We start from the raw sequence: 18898 nt of genomic DNA on the forward strand, positions 1-18898 counted from the left end.
TCCGCGGCGGAGGAAGTCCCCGTGCGTCAGTCCTTGACGGGCGTGGCCTTGAGGGCGGCCTTGCCCTCCTTCACGTACACCTGGAAGCGCACCGTCTTGCAGGCGTACTTCTGCACGAGCTGCTCCTTGTTCTTGCGCAGCTTGGCCACGAACTTGTCGTACGTCAGGCCGTCCTGGGCCTCACCGCAGTGCTCGCGGGTGACGACGAACTCGCGGAAGACGTCCTGGAAGTGCTGCTCCTCGGTGAGGGCCACCGCCCCGGCGCCCATGGGCACCGGCGTGTGGGCGGCGGGCGGCACCGCCATGTTCATCACCTGCTTGGGGATGCCCATGAAGGGCGTGGGCGCGGCCATGCCCGGGTGGCCCGAGGGCGGAGGCGGAATCGGCAGGTTCACCTCGGCCGTCATCGGCCGGGCCGAGCGCGCGAGCAGCTCGCTGGGAATCGCCGCCACCCGCGTGGTCTCCGGCGCCTCGTCGTCCCCGAAGGCCGAGGGCAGGCCCGCCTGGGCCGCGGCGGCCGCGAAGGGATCCGCCGCCTGCTGCAGCGAGTAGGCCGCGGTGGGGTGATCCTCGAACTCGAACGCGTTCTTGCGCGGCGCCGCCGACGGCACGTTGGCGTCCGGGGCGGCGGGCGGGAACGCGAAGGGCTCGGCGCCCAGGGCCGCGAAGGGATCCTTGCCCGGCACGGTGGGCGAGGCGAAGGGGTCGCGCACCGGCGTGGCCGGCGAGGCGAACGGATAGGCGTCCGCGGTGGGCGGCGGGGCCATGTCGTAGGCCGGCTCGGCCACGGGCGGCGCCGTCGCGTAGGCGTCCTGCACCGGCGGCGGCGGCGGGAAGGGGAAGTCGTCCGCGCTCATCGAGGGAGGCTCCACGGGAGCGGGCGCCACGGCGGCCTGCGCCACCGGGGCGACGGCCACGGGCGCGGGCTGCACGGCGGCCTTGCCCTTGCCCTTGGAGGCCTTGTCCGCGGCGGGGGCGGCGGCGTGGGAGCCTCCCCCCAGCAGCAGCGTCCACAGGAGCGAGGCGCCCACGAGGCCGAGCAGCGCGAAGAGGGCGTTCTGCTGGTAGTCCGCGAGCGACGTCATGAAGGGGCGCGTGCTGGACACGGCCACGATCTCCATCCCGTCGCCCAGCGGCTGCCGCGAGCCCACGGACATCGGCGCCTCGCCGCCCTTCCAGTCATCGCCCCGGACGAGCAGCGGCAGCCAGACGTGGGGCAACTGGGGCAGCAGCGTGCGGACCGAGCCGCGCCGCACGACGTGGCCGGACTGGCCGACGATGAGCGTCTTGCGCCCGTGCTCGGCCAGCTCCGACTCGGAGCCCGCCGTGCCAATCACCTTGTCGCCCTGGAGCACCATGAGCGCGGCGACCCCGGAGGACAGCGTCGCGGTGTCGAGCATCTTGGGCGTGAACAGCGGCGCGCCCACCACCAGGGTGGCGGCCACGTCCGAGCGGCCGCCCTCGGCGTTCCACAGCACGGGCACGGAGAAGAAGACGTGCGGGGCGCCGAACGCGTCCTGCACGTGGCCCTCGGCGCCCACCTTGAGCAGGGCGCGCGGATCGAACGCGTCGTCCGCGAGCGGCTCGCCGCCGGCGCGCGAGTACAGGGCGCCGTCCGGAGTGAGCAGCGCGAGCACCAGCGAGTCCTTGAGCGACTCGGGCACGAGCTCGGCGGAAGCGGTGCGCAGGGCGGCGAAGCGCTCGCCCACGGGCGGCTCCACGATGCGGATGCCCTTGCCCTTGGGCAGGGATTCCACCTGGGGCTGCACGGCGGTGGCCACGTCGGGGCTGGAGGCGAGCGCGAGCGCCACGCGCTGCAGTGCCGAGCGGCGTGCTTCCATCGCACGCGACACCTCGGCGATGGCCGCAGTAGGAGAAGCCGCCGCGCCTTCCACCGCCCGCGCGCTCAGGGGGCCGGACAGCAGCGGCAGATGAATCGCACCCAATCCGAGGACCAGGAGCGCGAAGAGGAGAAACTTTAGGCGGACCATCACCGACCTTTAAGCCCGGGGTGGAGGCGCGGTTATATCGTCCACGCCTTGGACCCAGCAAGAATCGTGCGGCGTCCGCCTGGGAGCCCGGACAGCGAGCAAGAAGCCCGGGCCCCCGGTCGCCCGGCCTACAGGCGAACGTCGTACGGCAGCCCGTCGGGGCTCGCGTCCTGGCGCTTCTCCACCATGCGCTTGACCGCGTTGACCAGCCGGTCGCGCGCCAGGTCGATGGCGGCGAACATGGTCTCCGCCGTCTCGGTGATATTCACGGACGGGAAGCCCGGCATGCGCACCGTCACCCGGCACTCCTGGTCCACACCCCCCTTGGGCCCGTTGACGTCCTTGAGGGCGATATCGATCTCCGCCGCCTCGCTGTCGACGAACTTGGCGATGGGCTCCACCAGGTGCCCATTGGCGTAGTCCCGCAGCGAATCCGTCAGGCTCAAATGGATCCCGCGCATCAACACCTTCATGCGTTACCTCCCTTGGTCTCCCCACAATGCGCAGTCCCGGCGCCGGGCGTGAGGCGGGGCCTGTCGGTTTAGACCTCGCCGCCCGCTTCCCTGGCCGCTCCACGGGCGGTGAGACGCGGAGGGGGGAGGATGCTTCTGGCGGAAGGAAGCGTTAGCCATTGGCATGGGGGAGCGAATGGGTGACCGGATCAAGGTACTGCTGGTGGAAGATGATGGAGACAGCCGGGAGCTCCTCGCGGAGCTGCTCGAGCCGGACTTCGACGTCATCACCGCGGTGGATGGCGTCTCGGGGCTGCAGGCCTTCGAGAACGACCACCCGGACGTGGTCATCACCGACGAGTCCCTGCCCCGGATGTGCGGCACGGCCTTGGCCCAGGAGGTCAAGAACCGCGAGCCGCGAACGGGCGTGGTGTTGGTGTCCGGATATTCGAACGTGGACGCTGGATGCTGTGACGAGGTCCTGCGCAAGCCCGTGGATGTCGAGCGTTTGTCAGACGTCATCGGAAGGCTCGGGGAAGCGGCCAGGCACTGAGGTGGGGGTGCTAACTTCGCGCCTGGTTGCCAGGTTGTGTTCCTGGAGGGAGGCACGATGAAGTACTGCATGCAGTGCGGTTCCGAGTACCAGGATGGCGTGGTGCGTTGCGCGGACTGTCCCGACAGCGCCCTGGTGGACGCGGAGACGATGAGCCAGCGGCACATTCCCCTGCCGGGCGAGAGCGACACGCGCAAGTTCGCGCGGGTGGCCACCGCCGAGGACCAGTTCACCGCCGAGGACTACGTGCGGCTGCTGGAACTCAAGAGCATCCCCGTCTTCGCCCAGCCGCGACGCGCCGGCGTGGTGGACGTGCTCACCACGGGCGCCCTGGAATCCTGGTGGGACATCATGGTCGGCGAGGAGCACCTCGCGCAGGCCGCCCAGCTCATCGCCCAGGAGCAACAACAGCTGGAGTCCACCTCCGCGGAGGCCGCGCGGGCCGCCGAGGAGGAGGAACTCGAGACGGAGAGCGCCGTGCCGCCGGGAGGCCCCTAGGCGGCGGTGCGTTTCACTCCGAGTGGACCCAGGCCCCGCGCGCGGGCGCGGGCGCCAGGACCTCGAAGAGGCTCACCCCGGTGACCCTCCACTTGTCGTACTTCGCGTTGCGCGCGAGGAAGCTCTCCAGGTCCTCGTCCACCACCCGGCCGGCGCCGTCCGCGCCGCGCCGCGCGTGCCGCAGCCACGTGCGCTTGCCCTTCTGCACCACGAAGCCCAGGTGGGTGATGCGCGTGGCCTTGTAGGGCATGTCCTCGCGCAGCACGACGAGGATGCTCCCGGAGGGCACCTGCCGGGCGTGGGCCATCACCCGCTCCAGCGGAATCATGTCCAGCTCGAACGTGCCCTCCACCTGGCGCTCGCGGGGCAGGCCCAGGGACAGCGAGGACGGCGACTTCCAGGACTGCGCGGTGAGCGTCTTGCGCACCCGCACGGTGTCCTCGCCCCCCAGGGTCCGCGTCACGTCCAGCAGGAAGCCCTTGCGCTGGTTGTTGGGCAGCCACTGGGCCTCCATGAGGTGGTTGCGCTCCTCGTAGGTGGGCGCGTTCGCGTAGCGCAGGCGCTCGAGCAGCCCGGCCACCTCGGTGTCCGCCCGCGCCAGGCTCATGGCCAGCGTCTGCTCCACGAAGGTGAGGCAGTCCACCGCGTCCAGGCGGAAGGAGGGATCCGGGTCCACCCCCTGCCCCTCGCCCAGGGGCGAGTGCACGTACGGGGTGCCGAGGAAGCGCTCGCTCACGCGCAAGAGTCGCTCGGGCAGGGTCAGGCCCGCGTCCCCGGCGATGACCTCCGCGCGCTCGCGCTCGCTGAGCGACGTCCAGCCCGTGGGGACCCGGGCATTGAGATGGGGCGGCAGCACGGGCGGCGTCGAGACGGGCGCGGCCACCGGGGCCTGCGCGAGCAGCGTGGCCACCAGGACGGCGAGGGTCACTTCGTCGCCCCCGCCACGCCCGCCGCGCGCAGGATGGCCTTGCGCTGGTCATCCGCGAGCTGGAGCGTCTCCAGCTCCTTCTCGTAGACGAGCTTCTCCGTGCCGTTGGCGTTCCACGAGGCGAGCACGAGCCAGGGCAGCATCTTCTTGTCCCCGCCCTGCGAGAGGATGCGGGCCGCGCCCGCCGCGAGCGCGCGGTCCTTGTCCTCGAGCAGCGGCCGCAGCGCCTCGCCCGCCTGCTTCTCCGGCACGCCCTCGTAGAGCGCCAGGCCCTGGCGGCGCACGTGCTTGTCCTCGCTGGCGAGCAGCTTCCGGGCGAAGGCGAAGCCCTCGGGGGCGCCCAACAGGCACAGGCCCCGGGCGGCGGCGAAGCGGGTGGTCTCCGAGCTGTCGTCGAGGAAGCCCTTGAGGGCGGGCCCCTGCTTCTTGTCGCCCGTGGCCCCGGCCGCCTCCAGCATCATCACGCGCGTCTGCATGTCGGACTCCTGGCGTGCCGCCTCCACCAGGGGGGCGCCCACCCGGGGGTCCCGGCTGGCGCCCAGGGCCCGCGCCGCCTCCCGGCGCGCCCCGAGCGACTTGTCCTCCAGGAGCGGCAGCAGCACGTCCACGCGCCGCGAGCGCAGCTTGCCCAGGCCCTGCGCCGCGTACATGCGCACCGCGCCATCCTCGTGGCCCACCAGCCGCAGCAGCAGGGGCTCGGCCGGGCGCGTCTCCAGCCCCGCCACCACCGCCGTCACGTCCCGCAGGCGCCGCGGCTCGAGGATCATCGACATCCGACGCTCGAGGAGTTGCACCGCGTAGGCCTCCTCGCGCTGGGTGCGCAGGCGCGAGATGGCCGCGGGCACGGCGATGCGCCCCTCGAGCACGTCCTGCACCAGGTCCTCGGTGACCGACCGGCGCTCCATGCGCTTCTGGGCCGACGGGGGGGCGGCGTGCGCGAGCGGCGCGGCCAGGGACAACACGAGGAGCAGACGGACGGGGGGAAGTCGCACGGGGGTGGAGGATGGCAAGCCCCGCTCGGGGCTGTCAAAAACGCCGCGCCCCCACCCTTTGTTCCCGGTCACCCCGATTCTTGACCCCCTCCGGGGCGATTGATACGACCGCCCCCAGTGTCTTCCAGCCTTTACCCCGAGGCCCCTTCCATGAAGCGACTCCTGGCAGTGGTGGCTGTGGCGGGCGCCCTGTGCGGCTGCGGCCCCGTGAAGTCCACCTCGCACCTGCTGGACGCCGAGGTGCAGATCCAGGCGGCCCGCACCGCGGGCGCCGAGAAGCTGGCCCCCTACGAGTGGACGGCCGCCAACCTCTACATCCACAAGGCGCGCGAGGAGGTCGGCTTCTCCGACTACCAGGCGGGCGTGGACTTCTCCGTGAAGGCCTCGCGCTTCGCCACCGAGGCCCGGGAGAAGGCGCTCTCCGTGGCCAACGAGAGCATCGACAACGCCGAGTCCCAGAGCCTGCCCACCCCCAGCCCCTGACCCAGGGAGCCCCTACCGATGCGACGTCTCATCGTCTCCTCGCTGCTCATGCTGTGCGCCTCCTCCTGCGTGAGCGGGAACAAGGTCCGCGCGGACTCCGAGGTCATCCAGGCCAGCATCGAGCGCGCCCGCCGCAGCGGCGCCATGCGCTGCGCGCCCGTGGACCTCGCCACCGCCGAGGCCAACCTCGACTTCGCCCTCGGGGAGATCGGCCAGGGCGCCAGCTATCGCGCCTCCGAGCACCTGCGCACCGCCGAGGCCGCCATCTCCCGCGCCCTCGAGCAGTCCAAGACGTGCGTGCCGCCCCGGGTGGTCATCGGCAAGGAGAAGCCCGAGCCGGTGGCGAGCGCCACGCCCCCGCCCACCACGCCCACGGACAACACGCCCCGCCCGCCCTCCCAGCAGGTGGTCGTCGTGGAGGTGAAGGACACCGACGGCGACGGCATCCCCGACAAGGATGACCCCTGCCCGGACCGCGCCGAGGACTTCGACGGGTTCGAGGACACGGACGGCTGCCCGGATCCCGACAACGACCGGGACGGCGTGCTCGACGTGAACGACAAGTGCCCGCTCACGCCCGGCCCCCAGAGCAACCAGGGCTGCCCCGAGGACGCGTCCAAGGACTCCGACGGCGACGGCATCCCCGACGTGCTCGACAAGTGCCCGCTGCAGCCCGAGGACAAGGACGGCTTCCAGGACGACGACGGCTGCCCGGACAACGACAACGACGAGGATGGCCTCATCGACGGCGCGGACCGGTGCCCCGACGTCGCCGGCCCCATCCAGAACAACGGCTGCCCGGACGGGGACAAGGACGGCGACGGCATTCCGGACTCCAAGGACCGCTGCCCGGACGAGCCCGAGGACAAGGACGGCTTCCAGGACGAGGACGGCTGCCCGGACCTCGACAACGACGCGGACGGCATCCCCGACACCATCGACCGCTGCCCGATGACGGCCGGCCCGCTGGAGAATGGCGGCTGCCCGGATGGAGACAAGGACGGCGACGGCCTGGTGGACCGGCTCGACCTGTGCCCGGATCAGCCCGGCCCCCACGAGATGCGCGGCTGCCCGGATCCGGACAAGGACGGCGATGGCATCGTGGACCGGCTCGACCTGTGCCCGGATCAGCCCGGCCCCCACGAGACGCGCGGCTGCCCGGACAAGGACTCGGACAACGACGGCATCGTGGACCGGCTCGACATCTGCCCGAACGAGCCCGGCACCCAGGAGCTGCGCGGCTGCCCGGATCCGGACCGCGACCATGACGGCATCCCCGACCGCATCGACGTGTGCCCGGAAGAGCCCGGCGTGAAGGAGGAGCGCGGCTGCGCCAAGAAGTACAAGATGGTGGTCATCAAGCGCGACCGCATCCAGATCAAGAAGCAGATCAAGTTCGCGTCCGGCTCGGCGAAGATCATCGGCAAGGAGAGCTTCACCATCCTCGCGGACGTGGCGCAGGCGCTCAACGACATGCCCTTCATCAAGAAGATCCGCATCGAGGGGCACACGGACTCGGTCGGCAAGGACGTGGCCAACCTGAAGCTGTCCCAGGCGCGCGCGGACTCGGTGATGGCCGAGCTCATCAAGCGCAAGGTGGATCCGGGCCGCATGCAGGCCGTGGGCTATGGGCCCGAGAAGCCCATCGCCTCCAACCTCACGGCCAAGGGCCGCGCGGAGAACCGCCGCACCGAGTTCAACATCGTCGAGTAGCACCGGGCGGCTCCGGCCGCCTCCCCCACCCCGCCCGCTGCCGGGGGGTGGGGCCTCGCGAAGCCTCGGGGACGCGCTCAGCCGTCCTTGAGCAGCTCGTGGAGGATCTCCGTGGCGTAGGAGCCCTTGGGCAGCTCGAAGGTGAGCCGCAGGTCCTCGCCCTCGGCCTCCAGCTCCGCGCCCCCGAGCCGCACCCGGTAGGGCCTGCGCCCGCCCTGGGTCTCATCGCCTCCGCGCCGGAAGTCCTCGGGCGTCACACCCGCCTCGACGAGCAGCCGGGCCTCGGCCTCGGCCACGCTGCCGGCCGCCGCGGTCATCTTCGGCCCGAAGAGCGGCCCGGCCGGGCTCACCTCGAAGGCGGCCACCCGGGGCCCATCCACCTCGACGGACTCGGACACGAACAGGCCGCCCGTGTCCTCCTTGCGCAGCACGTCCCCCAGGAGCGCCTGGTCGAAGGTGCCCGCGAGCAGCCGCTCCACCAGGGCGCGGTTGAACAGCCGGGACTGGAACGCGGAGAGGTAGAGCTTGCGCTGGAACTTGTCCGGGCGGCGCGGCAGGCGCTGCCCGAGCAGCAGCAGGCGGCCGAAGTCGGCGTTGTCGCCCTCGCGGCCGAAGCGCTGGTCGCCGAAGTAGTTGGGCACGCCCCGCGTCTGGAGCCGGGAGAAGGACTCGCGCGCCGCGCCCACGTCCCGCACGCCGCGCAGGCGCAGCCGGAAGCGGTTTCCCTTGAGGTGCCCCGTGCGCAGCTTGTTGCCGTGGCGCTTGCTCCACAGCACGCTCACGCCCTCCAGCGCGAAGTCGGCCAGGCGCGCCTCCGCCCGGGCGGGCACGGACAGGAGCTGGCGGGTGATGGCCTGGCGATCCTTCATGCCCGCCACGCCCACGTCGCCCTCGTCCACGCCGAGCGCGCCGGACAAGGCCTTCACCACCTCGCGCGTGTCCCGGCCCCGCTTCTCCACCCAGAGGAACAGGTGCTCGCCCTCGCCGGACGGCGCGTAGGCGGGCAGCTCCTCCACCTCGAAGTCCTCGGGCACCAGCTTGAAGGCCCCGCCACACCCCGGCACGTCCTCGGTCAACCGGGGGCGCCGCGCGTCGGGCGGCGCCGTCACGTGCCCCCCAGCGCGGTGAGCATGTCCTTCACCCGCCGGGCCAGGTCCTCGTCCGCGCGCGACTCGAGCAGCTCCCCCGCCTGGAACAGTAGGAAGAACATCACGTCGCTGAGCGCCTGGCGGAAGGCGGCCATGGGCTCGGAGCCCAGGGCGGTGCGGTGCTGGGCGTAGGCGTCGATGAGCCGGGCATCCGACAGGCTGCCATCCGGCGCGAAGGCGAGCCCCGCCAGCACGGGCGAGGACGACAGCGCCTGGCCGGACAGGGCCGCGTTGGCCGAGGCGATGAACTCGCGCGCCAGGCCTTGCTTGGACACCTCGGTGGCGATCTCCCGGAAGATGCGGTTGAAGACGCGCACCACCTCGCCCACCTCGGGCATCGGGGACGCGTCCTGCATCGAGGTGATGGAGCGCAGGCCGGACTGGGTCGTGCGCACCGCCTGCAGCCCCGTGGAGGACGGGCGCACCACGGGGATGCCCATGATGCTGCGCGGGCGCACCGAGGGCAGGCCGGACAAGGACGGCGTGGCGGCGCCCTGGGGCTTGTCCGACAGCCCCACGAAGCCGCCCTCCATCAGGCCGTAGAGGACCTTGGTCACGTCGAACTCGGACAGGCGGCTCGCCTGGCCTAGCTCCAGCACCGTGCGCCGGCCGTCCACCAGGTTGAGCACCCGGTCCTCGTCGGGCTCGAGCTTGGCGAAGGTGGGCGCCTTGCGCATCACGTGCAGGCGGCTGTGGGGGATGCGTTTGCGGAAGTGCGCCAGCTCGTCGATCTTCCGGATGCTGTCCATGAGCAGGCTCTGCGTGGACAGCTGGATGTTGTGGCCGAGCTTGTCCTCCACGGGCTGATCCACGAGGAAGAAGCTGCCCTCGCGGCACAGCACGATGGCGTGGAAGATCTCGCTCACCTGGTGCGTCACGCACCGGAACAGGTCATGCGCCTGCAACAGGCCGCGCTCCACCAGGGTGCGGCCAATCTTGGAGGGCGGCTGCTCGCGCAGCACGGCCTCCAGCTGGGCCCGGTCCACGTAGCCCAGGCGCACGAGCACTTCTCCGAGCCGGTCCGCCGCCACGTCCGACGTGGCGCCCCGCACCTCGCCCTCGCGCAGCACCACCGAGCGCTCACCGCCGGGGGCCTGCACCCGCACGATGCCGCTCCAGCGCGCCTGGCTCAGGAAGGCGATGAGGTCGGCCAGGGGAAAGCCGGATGCATCGCCGGAGAGCACCACGCGGGGCGTGGGCACCGAGCCGCCCTCCGCGGGCGAGCGCGAGAAGACGAGCAGGTCGGGCGACGTGGACTGCAGCACGTACGAGCCCGTGCGCCCGGAGAGGGGTGAGGGCGCCGAGGGAGCCTGGGGCCCCGTGGCGCGCTCGTCGGGAACCAGGTGCGTGCCGTCGATGCGAAAGCGCTGACTCATGGACCCGTCAGTCCGCGGCCCAGGCGTTGTTGTGCGTGCGCCACTCGATCTCGTCCTCGAGCGAGTGGGTGAGCACGTCCTCGGTGATGCCCACCTGGATGTCGTAGAAGCGGCCGTTGAAGAAGAGGCTCGGCGTGCCGCGGATGTTCGCCGCGTTGCCCATGGACTTGTACTTGTCCAGCTCCTTGGCGTAGGTGCCCGCCTGGAGCGCCTTCTGCAGCTCGGCGCCCTTGAGCCCGATCTTGTTGGCCAGCTCCACCATCACCGGGATGGACAGCTTCTGCGCGTTCTCGAAGAGCGCGTCGTGCATCTCCCAGTACTTGCCCTGGTCGCGCGCCCAGAGCACCGCCTGGCCCGCGGGCACGGCGTTGGTGTGCATGGGCAGCGGGAAGGGCACGTTGCAGAAGCGCACCCGCGCGGCGTTCTTCTTGGCGAAGGCCTCCAGCACCGGCCGGGCCTTGCCGCAGTACGGGCACTCGAAGTCGGAGAACTCCACGAGCGTCACGGGCGCCTTGGCGTCGCCCTGGCACATGCGCGGGTCCACCTCGAGCTTCTGCCGGGGGGCGCGGAAGGCGGCGTAGTACTCGGACAGGGAGACGATGATGTCCGTGGCCGGCACGCCCGCGGCGGCCTGCTTGGCCGACAGCCGCGCCATGCGCTTGGCGTGCGAGCACCCGGTGTGGGCGCGCAGGCACTGGCCGAGCGTGTGGGGGCAGCCGCAGTAGCAGAACTCGTCGGAGAAGACGGTGGACAGCTCGCGCTGGGCGGAAGGCGACAGGGACGAGAAGTCCATGCCCGGAATGCCCGTGAGGGACGAGGCCCCGCCCGAGGAGCCACCAGGGCCCCCAGGGGCCTGGGCCGGGGCGGCCGGCTTGGGCGCGGTGGGCGGCGGAGGCGCGGCCTCGGCGATCTGGGAACAGGCGGCGGTCAGCGCCAGGGTGAGCGCCAGGAGGAGTCGGGGGCGGCGGGCGGAGAGCACACCGCCGGTCTAAGCCATGCGCGCGGGGCTTGTAAAGCAACCCTGGCTCTGCCAGGGAAGGAGCCCCTTCCATGCCCAGAATCCTCCTGCTGCACACCGGCGGCACCCTGGGGATGGCCGGTGGCCGCCCGTCCGCGCTGCGTCCCGCCGCCTTCTTCAAGACGCTCAAGTCGCGCTGCCCGGAGCTCTTCCAGCTCGCCGACATCGAGCTGGAGCTGTTCTCCAACCTGGACAGTTCGGAGATGCAACCCGAGCTGTGGAGTCGGCTCGCCGCCCACCTGCACCGCCGCCTGCCCGAGTTCGATGGCGCCGTGGTGACGCACGGCACCGACACGCTCGCCCACACCGCCAGCGCCCTGTCCTTCATGCTGCCCGGGCTGCCCAAGCCGGTGGTGATGACGGGCGCCCAGCGGCCCCTCGGGGAGATCCGCTCGGACGCGCGGCTCAACCTCATCGACGCGGTGCTCTCCGCCCTCCAGGGCCCGCCCGAGGTGAGCATCTGCTTCGACTCCCACCTCTACCGGGGCAACCGCACCCGCAAGGTGAAGGTGGCCGAGTACGACGCCTTCGACAGCCCCAACTTCCCCCGGCTGGGTACGCTCGGGGTGGAGGCGACCTTCGCTCCGGGTCTGCGTCAGAAGGGGCCCTTCCGCCTGCGCGAGCGGCTGGAGTCGCGGGTCTTCCTCCTCAAGGTCTACCCGGGCCTGGACCCCGCCCTGCCCCTGGCGCTGCTGCCGCACGTGCGGGGGCTCGTCGTGGAGGCGTACGGCGCGGGCAACTTCCCCATCGCGCCGGACCTGGGCCGCTCGCTCCTGCCCCTCTTCCGCCAGGCGCGCGAGCGCGACGTGCCCGTGCTGGTGGTCACCCAGGCGCACCACAACGGCGTGGACCTGTCGCTCTACGAGGCGGGCGCGGCGGCGCTCGCCGAGGGGGCCCTGAGCGGCGGGGACATGACGCCCGCGGCGGCCCTGGCCAAGCTCATGCACGGGCTCGCGTACTACCCGGACCGTGTGGCCCGGGCCCGCTACATCGAGACGGCGAGTGTCGGCGAAATGACCGAACCCGGCACCAATGTTCAGCCCTCACCGGTCAAAAAGTCGAAGCGCGCGCGTTAGGCCCCATCATGAGGGCGTGTCCGGCCCGGGCCCTGCTTGCGGGCTCCAGAGCCCGGCCCATAAGATGGGGGCACGATGTCCGACGAGAAGACCGCCGTCCATTCGATCTCGGACCTGCTGGGGACCGCCGCGCCCCAGCAGAGCGCGTACCTCATCGTCATCAGCGCGAAGGTGGCGTCCGGCATTGGCCGGATGTTCAAGCTGGATCGCTCGGAGACGGTGCTCGGCCGCAGCATGGATGCGCAGTTCCAGGTGGAGGACGACGGCATCTCGCGCAAGCACGCCAAGGTGGTGTCGCTCGGGGATGGCCGCTTCCAGCTCGTGGACCTGGGCAGCACCAACGGCACCTTCCTCAACGGCCTCAAGGTCAGCGCCGCGCCCCTCTATGACGGGGACAAGATCCAGATCGGCTCGAACACCGTGCTCAAGTTCTCCATCCAGGATCAACTGGAGGAGGCCTACCAGCGCAGCATCTACGAGTCGGCCACGCGCGACGGGCTCACGCGCCTGTACAACAAGAAGTACTTCATGGAGACCATCCGCAAGGAGTTCGCCTACTGCCTGCGCCACCGGGTGGCCCTGTCCCTGGTGATGTTCGACGTGGACTACTTCAAGAAGATCAACGACGTGTACGGGCACCCGGCGGGCGACTACGTGCTCACGCGCATCGCCCAGCGGGTGAGCGACACGGTGCGCACCGAGGACTTGCTGGCGCGCTACGGCGGCGAGGAGTTCGCCCTCATGCTGCGCGAGTCCGCCGAGGAGCAGGCGCTCTCGTGCGCCGAGCGGTGCCGCGCGGCGGTGGACCGCACCGACTTCATCTTCAGCGGCACGCCCATCAAGGTGACCATCAGCCTGGGCGTGGCCACCCTGCACGACTCGGACTACACCCAGGCCGAGGAGATCATCGGCGCGGCGGACAAGTACCTCTACCGGGCCAAGCGCGCGGGCCGCAACCGCGTGGACGGCAAGGCCATCAGCGGCCCCTGAGTCACTCCGCGGCCTCGTCCTCGGACTCCAGGCCCGGCGTCTCCGCGAGCATCTCCACCCGGTTGCCCCCCGCCGAGCGCGCCGCCTCCAGCGAGCGCTGCGCCTGGCGCACCAGGTCCGAGAACGCGCCCTCCCCGCCCGGCGAGAGCGCCGCCAGGCCCACGGACACGGTGGGCCGCAGCACCTGCTCGTCGAAGGCCAGGCTCGCGCGCGCCACGCGCTCGCACACGCGCCGGGACACCGTGAGCGCGCCGGCCAGGTCGGTGTGCGGCAGCAGCAACAACACGCGGTCGGCCGAGTACTGCACGGGGAAGTCCGTGTCGCGCAGCGCGCGGCGGATGGCCAGCGCCAGCCCTCCATAGAGCTGCTCGCGCAGCGCGCGCCCCGCCTGCACGGGCAGCGGATCGAACGCCACCAGGGCGATGGCCAGCGGCAGCCCGTAGCGCCGCGAGCGCTTCACCTCCACGAAGACGAAGTCCTTGAAGTGCGAGAAGGCGTAGAACTGGGTGAAGGGATCCAACAGCGCGTCCGAGCCGCCGCGCACGGGCTCGGCGGCCGGCGCGGGACGGGCCTTGCGCGCGGGCGCCCCGGCCTCGAGCGCGCGCAGCTTCACGAGCTCCGGCAGCCGCGCCTGCAAGTCCCTCGCGGACACGGGCAGGGGCAGCACCCCGTCCGCGTAGCCCGCCTTGCCCGGCGTCTCCTGCGCGGCCAGCACGAGCGCCCGCGGCGAGTGCTGGCGCACGCCCCGCGCCACCTTCGCGGCGTTCTCCACCGAGGGCCCCAACACCACCAGCTGCGCCGGCGATGCGGGCGCCTCCCACTCCGCCGCCGCGTGCACCGTGAGCCCCGCCCGCTCCAGGCCCTCCTTCAGCTTGCGACGCCCGGCTGCCTTCGGCTCCACGACGACGGCTCGTGTCATCTTCATGCGCACCTCTCCTGACCTCTCAACCTACCGACGTACCCCGCTGCCCCGCAAGGACAACACACGCCCTGGACCTTCTAGGGGGAGAAGCCGAGGCGGGCGAGGTTGCGTCGCGCGACATGTTGCACGTGGGCATCGGAATCCTTGAGCGCCTGGCTGAGCGCGGAGGCCGCGAAGGGGCCGCCCAGCGCGCCCAGGGCCTCGGCGGCGGCCACCCGGACGGCGGCCGTGGGGTCCGTCTGGAGCACCTGGGCGAGCGGCTTGATGTCCTGGGCCCGGCCGAAGCGCTCCACGGCCCGCACGGCGGCCTCGCGCACCTCGGCGGACGTCGAGGTGAGCAGGGCCACCACGGTGTCCGCATGGTGTTTCTGGCGCTGCTCGCCCACCACCCGCAGGGCGGCGGCGGCGACCTCGGGGGCGGGATCCTCGAGCGCGGCGGCGACGGCCTCGTCCCCCAGGCGCGAGCGGGGCATGGCCAGGGCGCGCACCGCGCCCGCGCGCACCGGGGCCTGGGCATCGCGCAAGAAGGGAGACAGCAGCTCGAAGCGCTCGCCCCGCCGCGCGTCGCAATCGACGAGCGCCGCCACCGCGTCGCCCCGCGAGGCCGCGTCCACCCCCGTGTCCCGGGCCATGGCGAGCAGGAAGTCCTCGCACCCCGTGCCCACCGCGGCGGCCTCCATCCAGACGCGCCTGCGGGCACGGTCCGCCGAGGCCTCCCGGATCCCCCGGGCCGCGGCCTCCTCGAGCGTCAGGCCCTCGGACTCGGCGAGCCCCCGGGCCGCCGTGCGGCGCACGACGGCGTCCGAGTCCGACAGGGCGCGCTCCAGTTCCTTGCGCGCGAGCGGACCATATTGACGCAGGGTCTGCACCGCCCCTCGCCGCTCGGTGAGGTCGGACGAGGCGAGCCCCTTGCCCAGCGCCTCCAACTGCGTGGAGTACACGGCGAACAGGCGGTTGATGAGGAGCTGATCCTCGGGCCGCGCCTCCAAGAGCAGCATGCGGCCCACCGAGGGCCCGCGCTTGTCGGCCACCCACAGGAGCGCGGAGGCGGCGGCGGCATCGGCGGACTCGGGGCGCCGGGCCATGGCCGCGAGCAGGACGCGCGCCGGGCTCTGGCCGAGGAAGGTGGCCAGGTGCAGGAGCGCCTCGCCCCGGGGCGCGGGCGCCTCGGCGTAGACCTCCACCTCCAGCACCTGCCGCACGGCGTCGCGCCGGCCCCACACCCGCGCGGCGGCCTCCGGGCCCCGCGCCCCCGCCTCCTTGAGGAAGGGGGCGGTGGACTGCCCGGACAGGGCCGCGGCCCGCGCCGCCGTCACACACGCGGCCACCTCGTCCGCGGCGGGGGCCTCGGCCACCCAGTCCGCCAGGGTCCTCGGCTCGCTCTGGCCGCTGCCCCGGGCCTGGACCCGCAGGGCCCCCCAGCGCACCCGCCAGTCCGGATCCGTCAGGGCCGAGCGCAGCGCCGCCTGGGCGTGGGGGTCCGCCTTGGCCCCCGCCAGCGCCTCCATCCAGGCATCCCCCCGGCCCGCGGTGATGCACAGGCGGCAGACCCGGCCGCGCAGATCCTGATCGCGCACGTGGCGCTGGCAGGCCGTCCAGCAGCCCGCCGTCCCCTGACCACCGGTCGGACTGGCCGTCAGCAGGAGCAGCAACAGCAAGGTGGGGCTCATGGGGGCGCACTCTAGTCCACCGCCCGTCTCCTTTTCCGAGGGCGTCCTTGCGTTTTCACCGCCGCTGCGTCATATCGGCGCCCCCTACATCCCTACGCATCCGGAAGGAGGTGACTGATATGCCCGGCATTCGAGTCAAGGACGGCGAGTCCATCGAAAGCGCCCTCAAGCGCTTCAAGAAGGCCACCGAGAAGGCTGGAATTCTCTCCGAGATCCGCAAGCGCGAGCACTACGAGAAGCCTTCCGTGAAGCGGAAGAAGAAGGCTCTCGCGGCCAAGAAGCGCGCGGTGAAGAAGGCGCGCAAGACGTACTAGCCGCCGCAACGCAGGAAGCCAGGGCCGCGTCAGTCGAGCGCCCTGGCTTTCGTCGTTTTCGCAGCACCCCTCAAGCCCTACCCCCTACCTACTTTTGGAGACACCGATGGCCACCCTCAAGGAGCGGATCGACGCGGAGCTGAAGGACGCGATGCGGGCCAAGCAGGAGCTCAAGCTCAGCGTGCTGCGCATGCTCAAGAGCGCCATCAAGTACAAGGAAGTGGAGCCGGGCGCCTCCGCGCTGGATGACGCCGGCGTCTTCCAGGTGATCGGCAGCCTCATCAAGCAGCGCCGCGACTCGGTCGAGCAGTTCAAGGCCGGCGGCCAGGCCGAGATGGCCGCCAAGGAGGAGAGCGAGATCGCCATCCTCCAGGGCTACCTGCCCCAGCAGCTCACCGCCGACGAGCTGCGCGCCGAGGTCCAGGCCGCCATCGACGAGTCCGGCGCCCGGAGCCCCAAGGAGATGGGCGCCGTGATGAAGATCCTCAGCCCCAAGCTGCAGGGCCGCGCCGAGGGCCGCGCCATCTCCGAGGAAGTGAAGAGCCAGCTGGCCAAGCTGTCCTCCTGAGCCGTCCCCTTCCGCATTCCCAGGCCTCGACGCGATGGCCGGGCGGGTCTTGAACTTGCCCGGCCATTGATCGGCCATTAAGGGTATGCCGGTCGTCTTCCCGCCCGTGGTGAGGGGCGGTCTCCGACGCGCCGACATGGCCCTTCCTCCACACATCCCCGCCGCTCCCCCGCCGTCCCCGGCCCGCCCTCCTTCCGCGGGTGTCAGGCACGCGCGTCATAGTCGTCCAGGGCGGCGGGGGTGCGGACCCCGGCGGGCCGCCCTTCCCACTCGTCAGGGGTGGCGCACGTGATCCCCGAGCACAAGATCCAGGAGGTTCTCGACCGGGTGGACCTGGTGAACCTCGTCTCGCGCTACGTGGAGCTCAAGAAGGCCGGGCGCGAGTTCAAGGGCCGCTGCCCCTTCCACCAGGAGAAGACGCCCTCCTTCTACGTCATCCCGGAGAAGCGCTTCTACTTCTGCCACGGGTGCCGGGCGAGCGGCGACGCCGTGTCCTTCGTGCAGCGCTACCTCGGCAAGACGTTCATCGACGCCATCCGCGACCTCGCCCGCGAGGTGGGCGTGGACCTGGAGGCCGCCCAGGACCCGGGCGCCCGCGAGCGGCAGCAGCTCAAGGAGGCCACGGACCTGGCCGCCGAGCACTTCCGCTCGCTCTTGTGGGAGGACGAGGGCCGTCTGGCCCGGGAGTACCTCCAGAGCCGCGGCATCTCCGACGACACCGCCCGCGCGTTCGGCCTCGGGTGGGCCCCCAGCGCCTGGACGTCGCTCGCGGACAAGTTCACCAAGGCCGGAATGATCGAGTGGGGCCTGCTCGCGGGCCTCGTGTCGCGGCGCCAGAAGGGCGAGGGCTACTACGACTTCTTCCGCGGTCGCCTCATCGTCCCCATCCGCGCCCCCGAGGGTCGGCCCATCGCCTTCGGCGCCCGCCTGGTGGAAGCGCAGGAGGGCCCCAAGTACCTCAACTCGCGCGAGTCCCGGCTCTACAACAAGAGCGAGACGCTCTTCGGCATGGATCAAGCGCGCGACGAGATCCGCCGCCGCAAGGCCGCCGTGCTCGTGGAGGGCTACTTCGACTGCATCGCCCTGCACCAGGAGGGGGTGAAGCACACCGTGGCCCTCTGCTCCACGGCCCTCACCCCCGGCCACCTCAAGGTCCTCACCCGCGCCGAGGCCCGCGAGCTCTACCTGCTGCTGGACGGAGACCAGGCCGGCCTCAATGCCGTCGAGCGCCTGGCCGGCCCCCTGCTCGCCGCGGGCGCCGCCGCCAAGGTGGCGCTGCTGCCCGAGGGGGATGATCCCGACGTCTTCATCCGCCGCGAGGGGTCCGCGGGGCTCGAGCGCCTGCTCACCGAGGCCCGGCCGCTCACCAATCACGTCTTCTCCACCGTGCTGCCCCAGGGCAAGGACGCCTCGTTCGAGGAGAAGATGGCCGCGCTGGAGCGCCTCAAGCCCGTGTCCGCGCAGCTGCCCGTGGGGCTCGTGCGCTCGGCGTTCTTCGCCGCCCTGAGCGCCTGGAGCGGCCTGCCCGCCCCCGAGCTGGAGTCCTCCCTGCGCGCCAAGGCGCCCCCGCCGCCCCCCGCCGCCCCCCAGGCCCGTCCGGGGTCCGGCGGCCCGGCCCGGGGCCCCGGAGCGCCCCCCGCCCGTCCGGCCCCGCCCGTGAAGCCCCCGGACGCCCTGGAGTCGCTCTACGTGGCCGCCATCCTGCGCGAGCCCCGGCTCCTCTCCCGGGACGTCTTCCGCGTCCATGACGACCTGTCGCATGCCGGCCTGCGCATGGTGCTCGCCCATGCCACCTCGGGCCATGGCGTCGAGGACGCCCTCTTCGAGGCCCACGACACGCTCAAGCGCGCCGTGGAAGCCGCCATGCGCCAGCTCGCCTCCCAGCAGGGCTCCGCCCTGGAGCACTACTTCCTGCAGCTCTGTCGCTCCATCAAGCTGCGCCGCATCAAGCAGCAGCTGGACTACATCGGCCGGGTGACCAGCCAGACAGCCGGCGCGATGGACCTCTCGGAGGAGACGAAGCAGCTGTTTGTTCAACGCATGGAGCTGTTGGCCCTGGAAAAACGGGTGAAGGAGGAGACCCCCTCCTCGCCCATGGGAACAAAGTCCCCCATGCAACCGGTTTGAGTTCGCGTTTGTAACAATCCGTCACTTTGCGATAGATCGCCCGGTTCGCTCCAGGCCAAGGCCGCGATTTTCTAAGGAG

Annotated in this window: 18 protein-coding genes; 9 read left to right on the plus strand and 9 right to left on the minus strand. The window is 71.7% G+C overall.

The window, feature by feature from the left end; translation table 11 throughout:
* Nucleotides 1–26: 26 nt before the first annotated feature.
* Both I3V78_RS30880 and I3V78_RS30885 read right to left on the minus strand, forming a co-directional pair.
* Complete coding sequence (locus tag I3V78_RS30880) at nt 27–1991, minus strand: MXAN_5187 family protein (RefSeq protein ID WP_204493081.1); 1965 nt, start codon at nt 1989–1991, stop codon at nt 27–29.
* Nucleotides 1992–2119: 128 nt separating this feature from the next.
* Nucleotides 2120–2464 carry an HPF/RaiA family ribosome-associated protein gene (locus I3V78_RS30885; protein ID WP_204493083.1) on the minus strand — a complete coding sequence of 115 codons (345 nt, stop codon included), beginning with the start codon at nt 2462–2464 and terminating at the stop codon, nt 2120–2122.
* A 175-nt stretch (nt 2465–2639) separates the two neighbouring features.
* Here I3V78_RS30885 and I3V78_RS30890 point away from each other — a divergent pair, with 175 nt between their 5' ends.
* Both I3V78_RS30890 and I3V78_RS30895 read left to right on the plus strand, forming a co-directional pair.
* Complete coding sequence (locus I3V78_RS30890) at nt 2640–2996, plus strand: response regulator (protein ID WP_204493085.1); 357 nt, start codon at nt 2640–2642, stop codon at nt 2994–2996.
* 57 nt (nt 2997–3053) lie between these two features.
* The gene (locus tag I3V78_RS30895) at nt 3054–3494 is read left to right on the plus strand and encodes a hypothetical protein (RefSeq protein WP_204493088.1); all 441 of its coding nucleotides are present in this window, start codon (nt 3054–3056) and stop codon (nt 3492–3494) included.
* Nucleotides 3495–3507: 13 nt separating this feature from the next.
* On the opposite strand, the gene I3V78_RS30900 is transcribed toward I3V78_RS30895, so the two are convergent.
* On the minus strand, nt 3508–4422 hold the full coding sequence (locus I3V78_RS30900) for an N-acetylmuramoyl-L-alanine amidase-like domain-containing protein (RefSeq protein WP_204493091.1): 915 nt from the start codon (nt 4420–4422) through the stop codon (nt 3508–3510).
* Nucleotides 4419–5432 carry a HEAT repeat domain-containing protein gene (locus I3V78_RS30905; protein WP_239576784.1) on the minus strand — a complete coding sequence of 338 codons (1014 nt, stop codon included), beginning with the start codon at nt 5430–5432 and terminating at the stop codon, nt 4419–4421. The genes I3V78_RS30900 and I3V78_RS30905 overlap by 4 nt, the downstream gene beginning before the upstream one ends.
* A gap of 132 nt (nt 5433–5564) precedes the next feature.
* On the opposite strand from I3V78_RS30905, the gene I3V78_RS30910 reads away from it, so the two are divergent.
* A complete protein-coding gene (locus I3V78_RS30910; protein ID WP_204493094.1) occupies nt 5565–5897 on the plus strand; it encodes a DUF4398 domain-containing protein in 333 nt (110 codons plus the stop codon).
* Nucleotides 5898–5915: 18 nt separating this feature from the next.
* Nucleotides 5916–7610: a thrombospondin type 3 repeat-containing protein gene (locus tag I3V78_RS30915; RefSeq protein ID WP_239576786.1), complete on the plus strand. Its 1695-nt coding sequence runs from the start codon at nt 5916–5918 to the stop codon at nt 7608–7610.
* Between the two features lie 77 nt (nt 7611–7687).
* On the opposite strand, the gene truD is transcribed toward I3V78_RS30915, so the two are convergent.
* The 3 genes from truD to I3V78_RS30930 are packed head-to-tail and all read right to left on the minus strand — an operon-like array spanning nt 7688 to nt 11113.
* Nucleotides 7688–8719, minus strand: a complete 1032-nt coding sequence (truD, locus tag I3V78_RS30920; protein ID WP_204493096.1) for a tRNA pseudouridine(13) synthase TruD — start codon at nt 8717–8719, stop codon at nt 7688–7690.
* Complete coding sequence (locus I3V78_RS30925) at nt 8716–10134, minus strand: DUF4388 domain-containing protein (protein WP_204493098.1); 1419 nt, start codon at nt 10132–10134, stop codon at nt 8716–8718. The genes truD and I3V78_RS30925 overlap by 4 nt, the downstream gene beginning before the upstream one ends.
* A 7-nt stretch (nt 10135–10141) precedes the next feature.
* Nucleotides 10142–11113, minus strand: coding sequence for a thioredoxin domain-containing protein (locus I3V78_RS30930; protein ID WP_204493100.1), 972 nt, complete (start codon nt 11111–11113; stop codon nt 10142–10144).
* 71 nt (nt 11114–11184) lie between these two features.
* Here I3V78_RS30930 and I3V78_RS30935 point away from each other — a divergent pair, with 71 nt between their 5' ends.
* Entirely contained in the window at nt 11185–12228 is a 1044-nt protein-coding gene (locus I3V78_RS30935) for an asparaginase (RefSeq protein ID WP_204493103.1), read from the plus strand.
* A 75-nt stretch (nt 12229–12303) separates the two neighbouring features.
* Nucleotides 12304–13218, plus strand: coding sequence for a GGDEF domain-containing protein (locus I3V78_RS30940; protein WP_204493106.1), 915 nt, complete (start codon nt 12304–12306; stop codon nt 13216–13218).
* A gap of 1 nt (nt 13219) precedes the next feature.
* Here the strand turns inward: I3V78_RS30940 and I3V78_RS30945 are convergent, their stop codons facing one another.
* Nucleotides 13220–14143, minus strand: a complete 924-nt coding sequence (locus tag I3V78_RS30945; protein WP_204493108.1) for a GGDEF domain-containing protein — start codon at nt 14141–14143, stop codon at nt 13220–13222.
* A 74-nt stretch (nt 14144–14217) separates the two neighbouring features.
* Complete coding sequence (locus I3V78_RS30950) at nt 14218–15810, minus strand: HEAT repeat domain-containing protein (protein ID WP_204493111.1); 1593 nt, start codon at nt 15808–15810, stop codon at nt 14218–14220.
* Nucleotides 15811–15929: 119 nt separating this feature from the next.
* Here I3V78_RS30950 and rpsU point away from each other — a divergent pair, with 119 nt between their 5' ends.
* From rpsU to dnaG, 3 genes are all read left to right on the plus strand, one after another.
* On the plus strand, nt 15930–16124 hold the full coding sequence (gene rpsU, locus I3V78_RS30955; RefSeq protein WP_002621505.1) for a 30S ribosomal protein S21: 195 nt from the start codon (nt 15930–15932) through the stop codon (nt 16122–16124).
* Between the two features lie 106 nt (nt 16125–16230).
* Nucleotides 16231–16692, plus strand: coding sequence for a GatB/YqeY domain-containing protein (locus I3V78_RS30960; protein ID WP_204493114.1), 462 nt, complete (start codon nt 16231–16233; stop codon nt 16690–16692).
* A gap of 288 nt (nt 16693–16980) precedes the next feature.
* Nucleotides 16981–18819 carry a DNA primase gene (dnaG, locus tag I3V78_RS30965; RefSeq protein WP_204493117.1) on the plus strand — a complete coding sequence of 613 codons (1839 nt, stop codon included), beginning with the start codon at nt 16981–16983 and terminating at the stop codon, nt 18817–18819.
* The last annotated feature ends 79 nt before the right edge of the window (nt 18820–18898 follow it).

Source organism: Archangium primigenium, from assembly GCF_016904885.1.
GTDB lineage: Bacteria > Myxococcota > Myxococcia > Myxococcales > Myxococcaceae > Cystobacter > Cystobacter primigenius.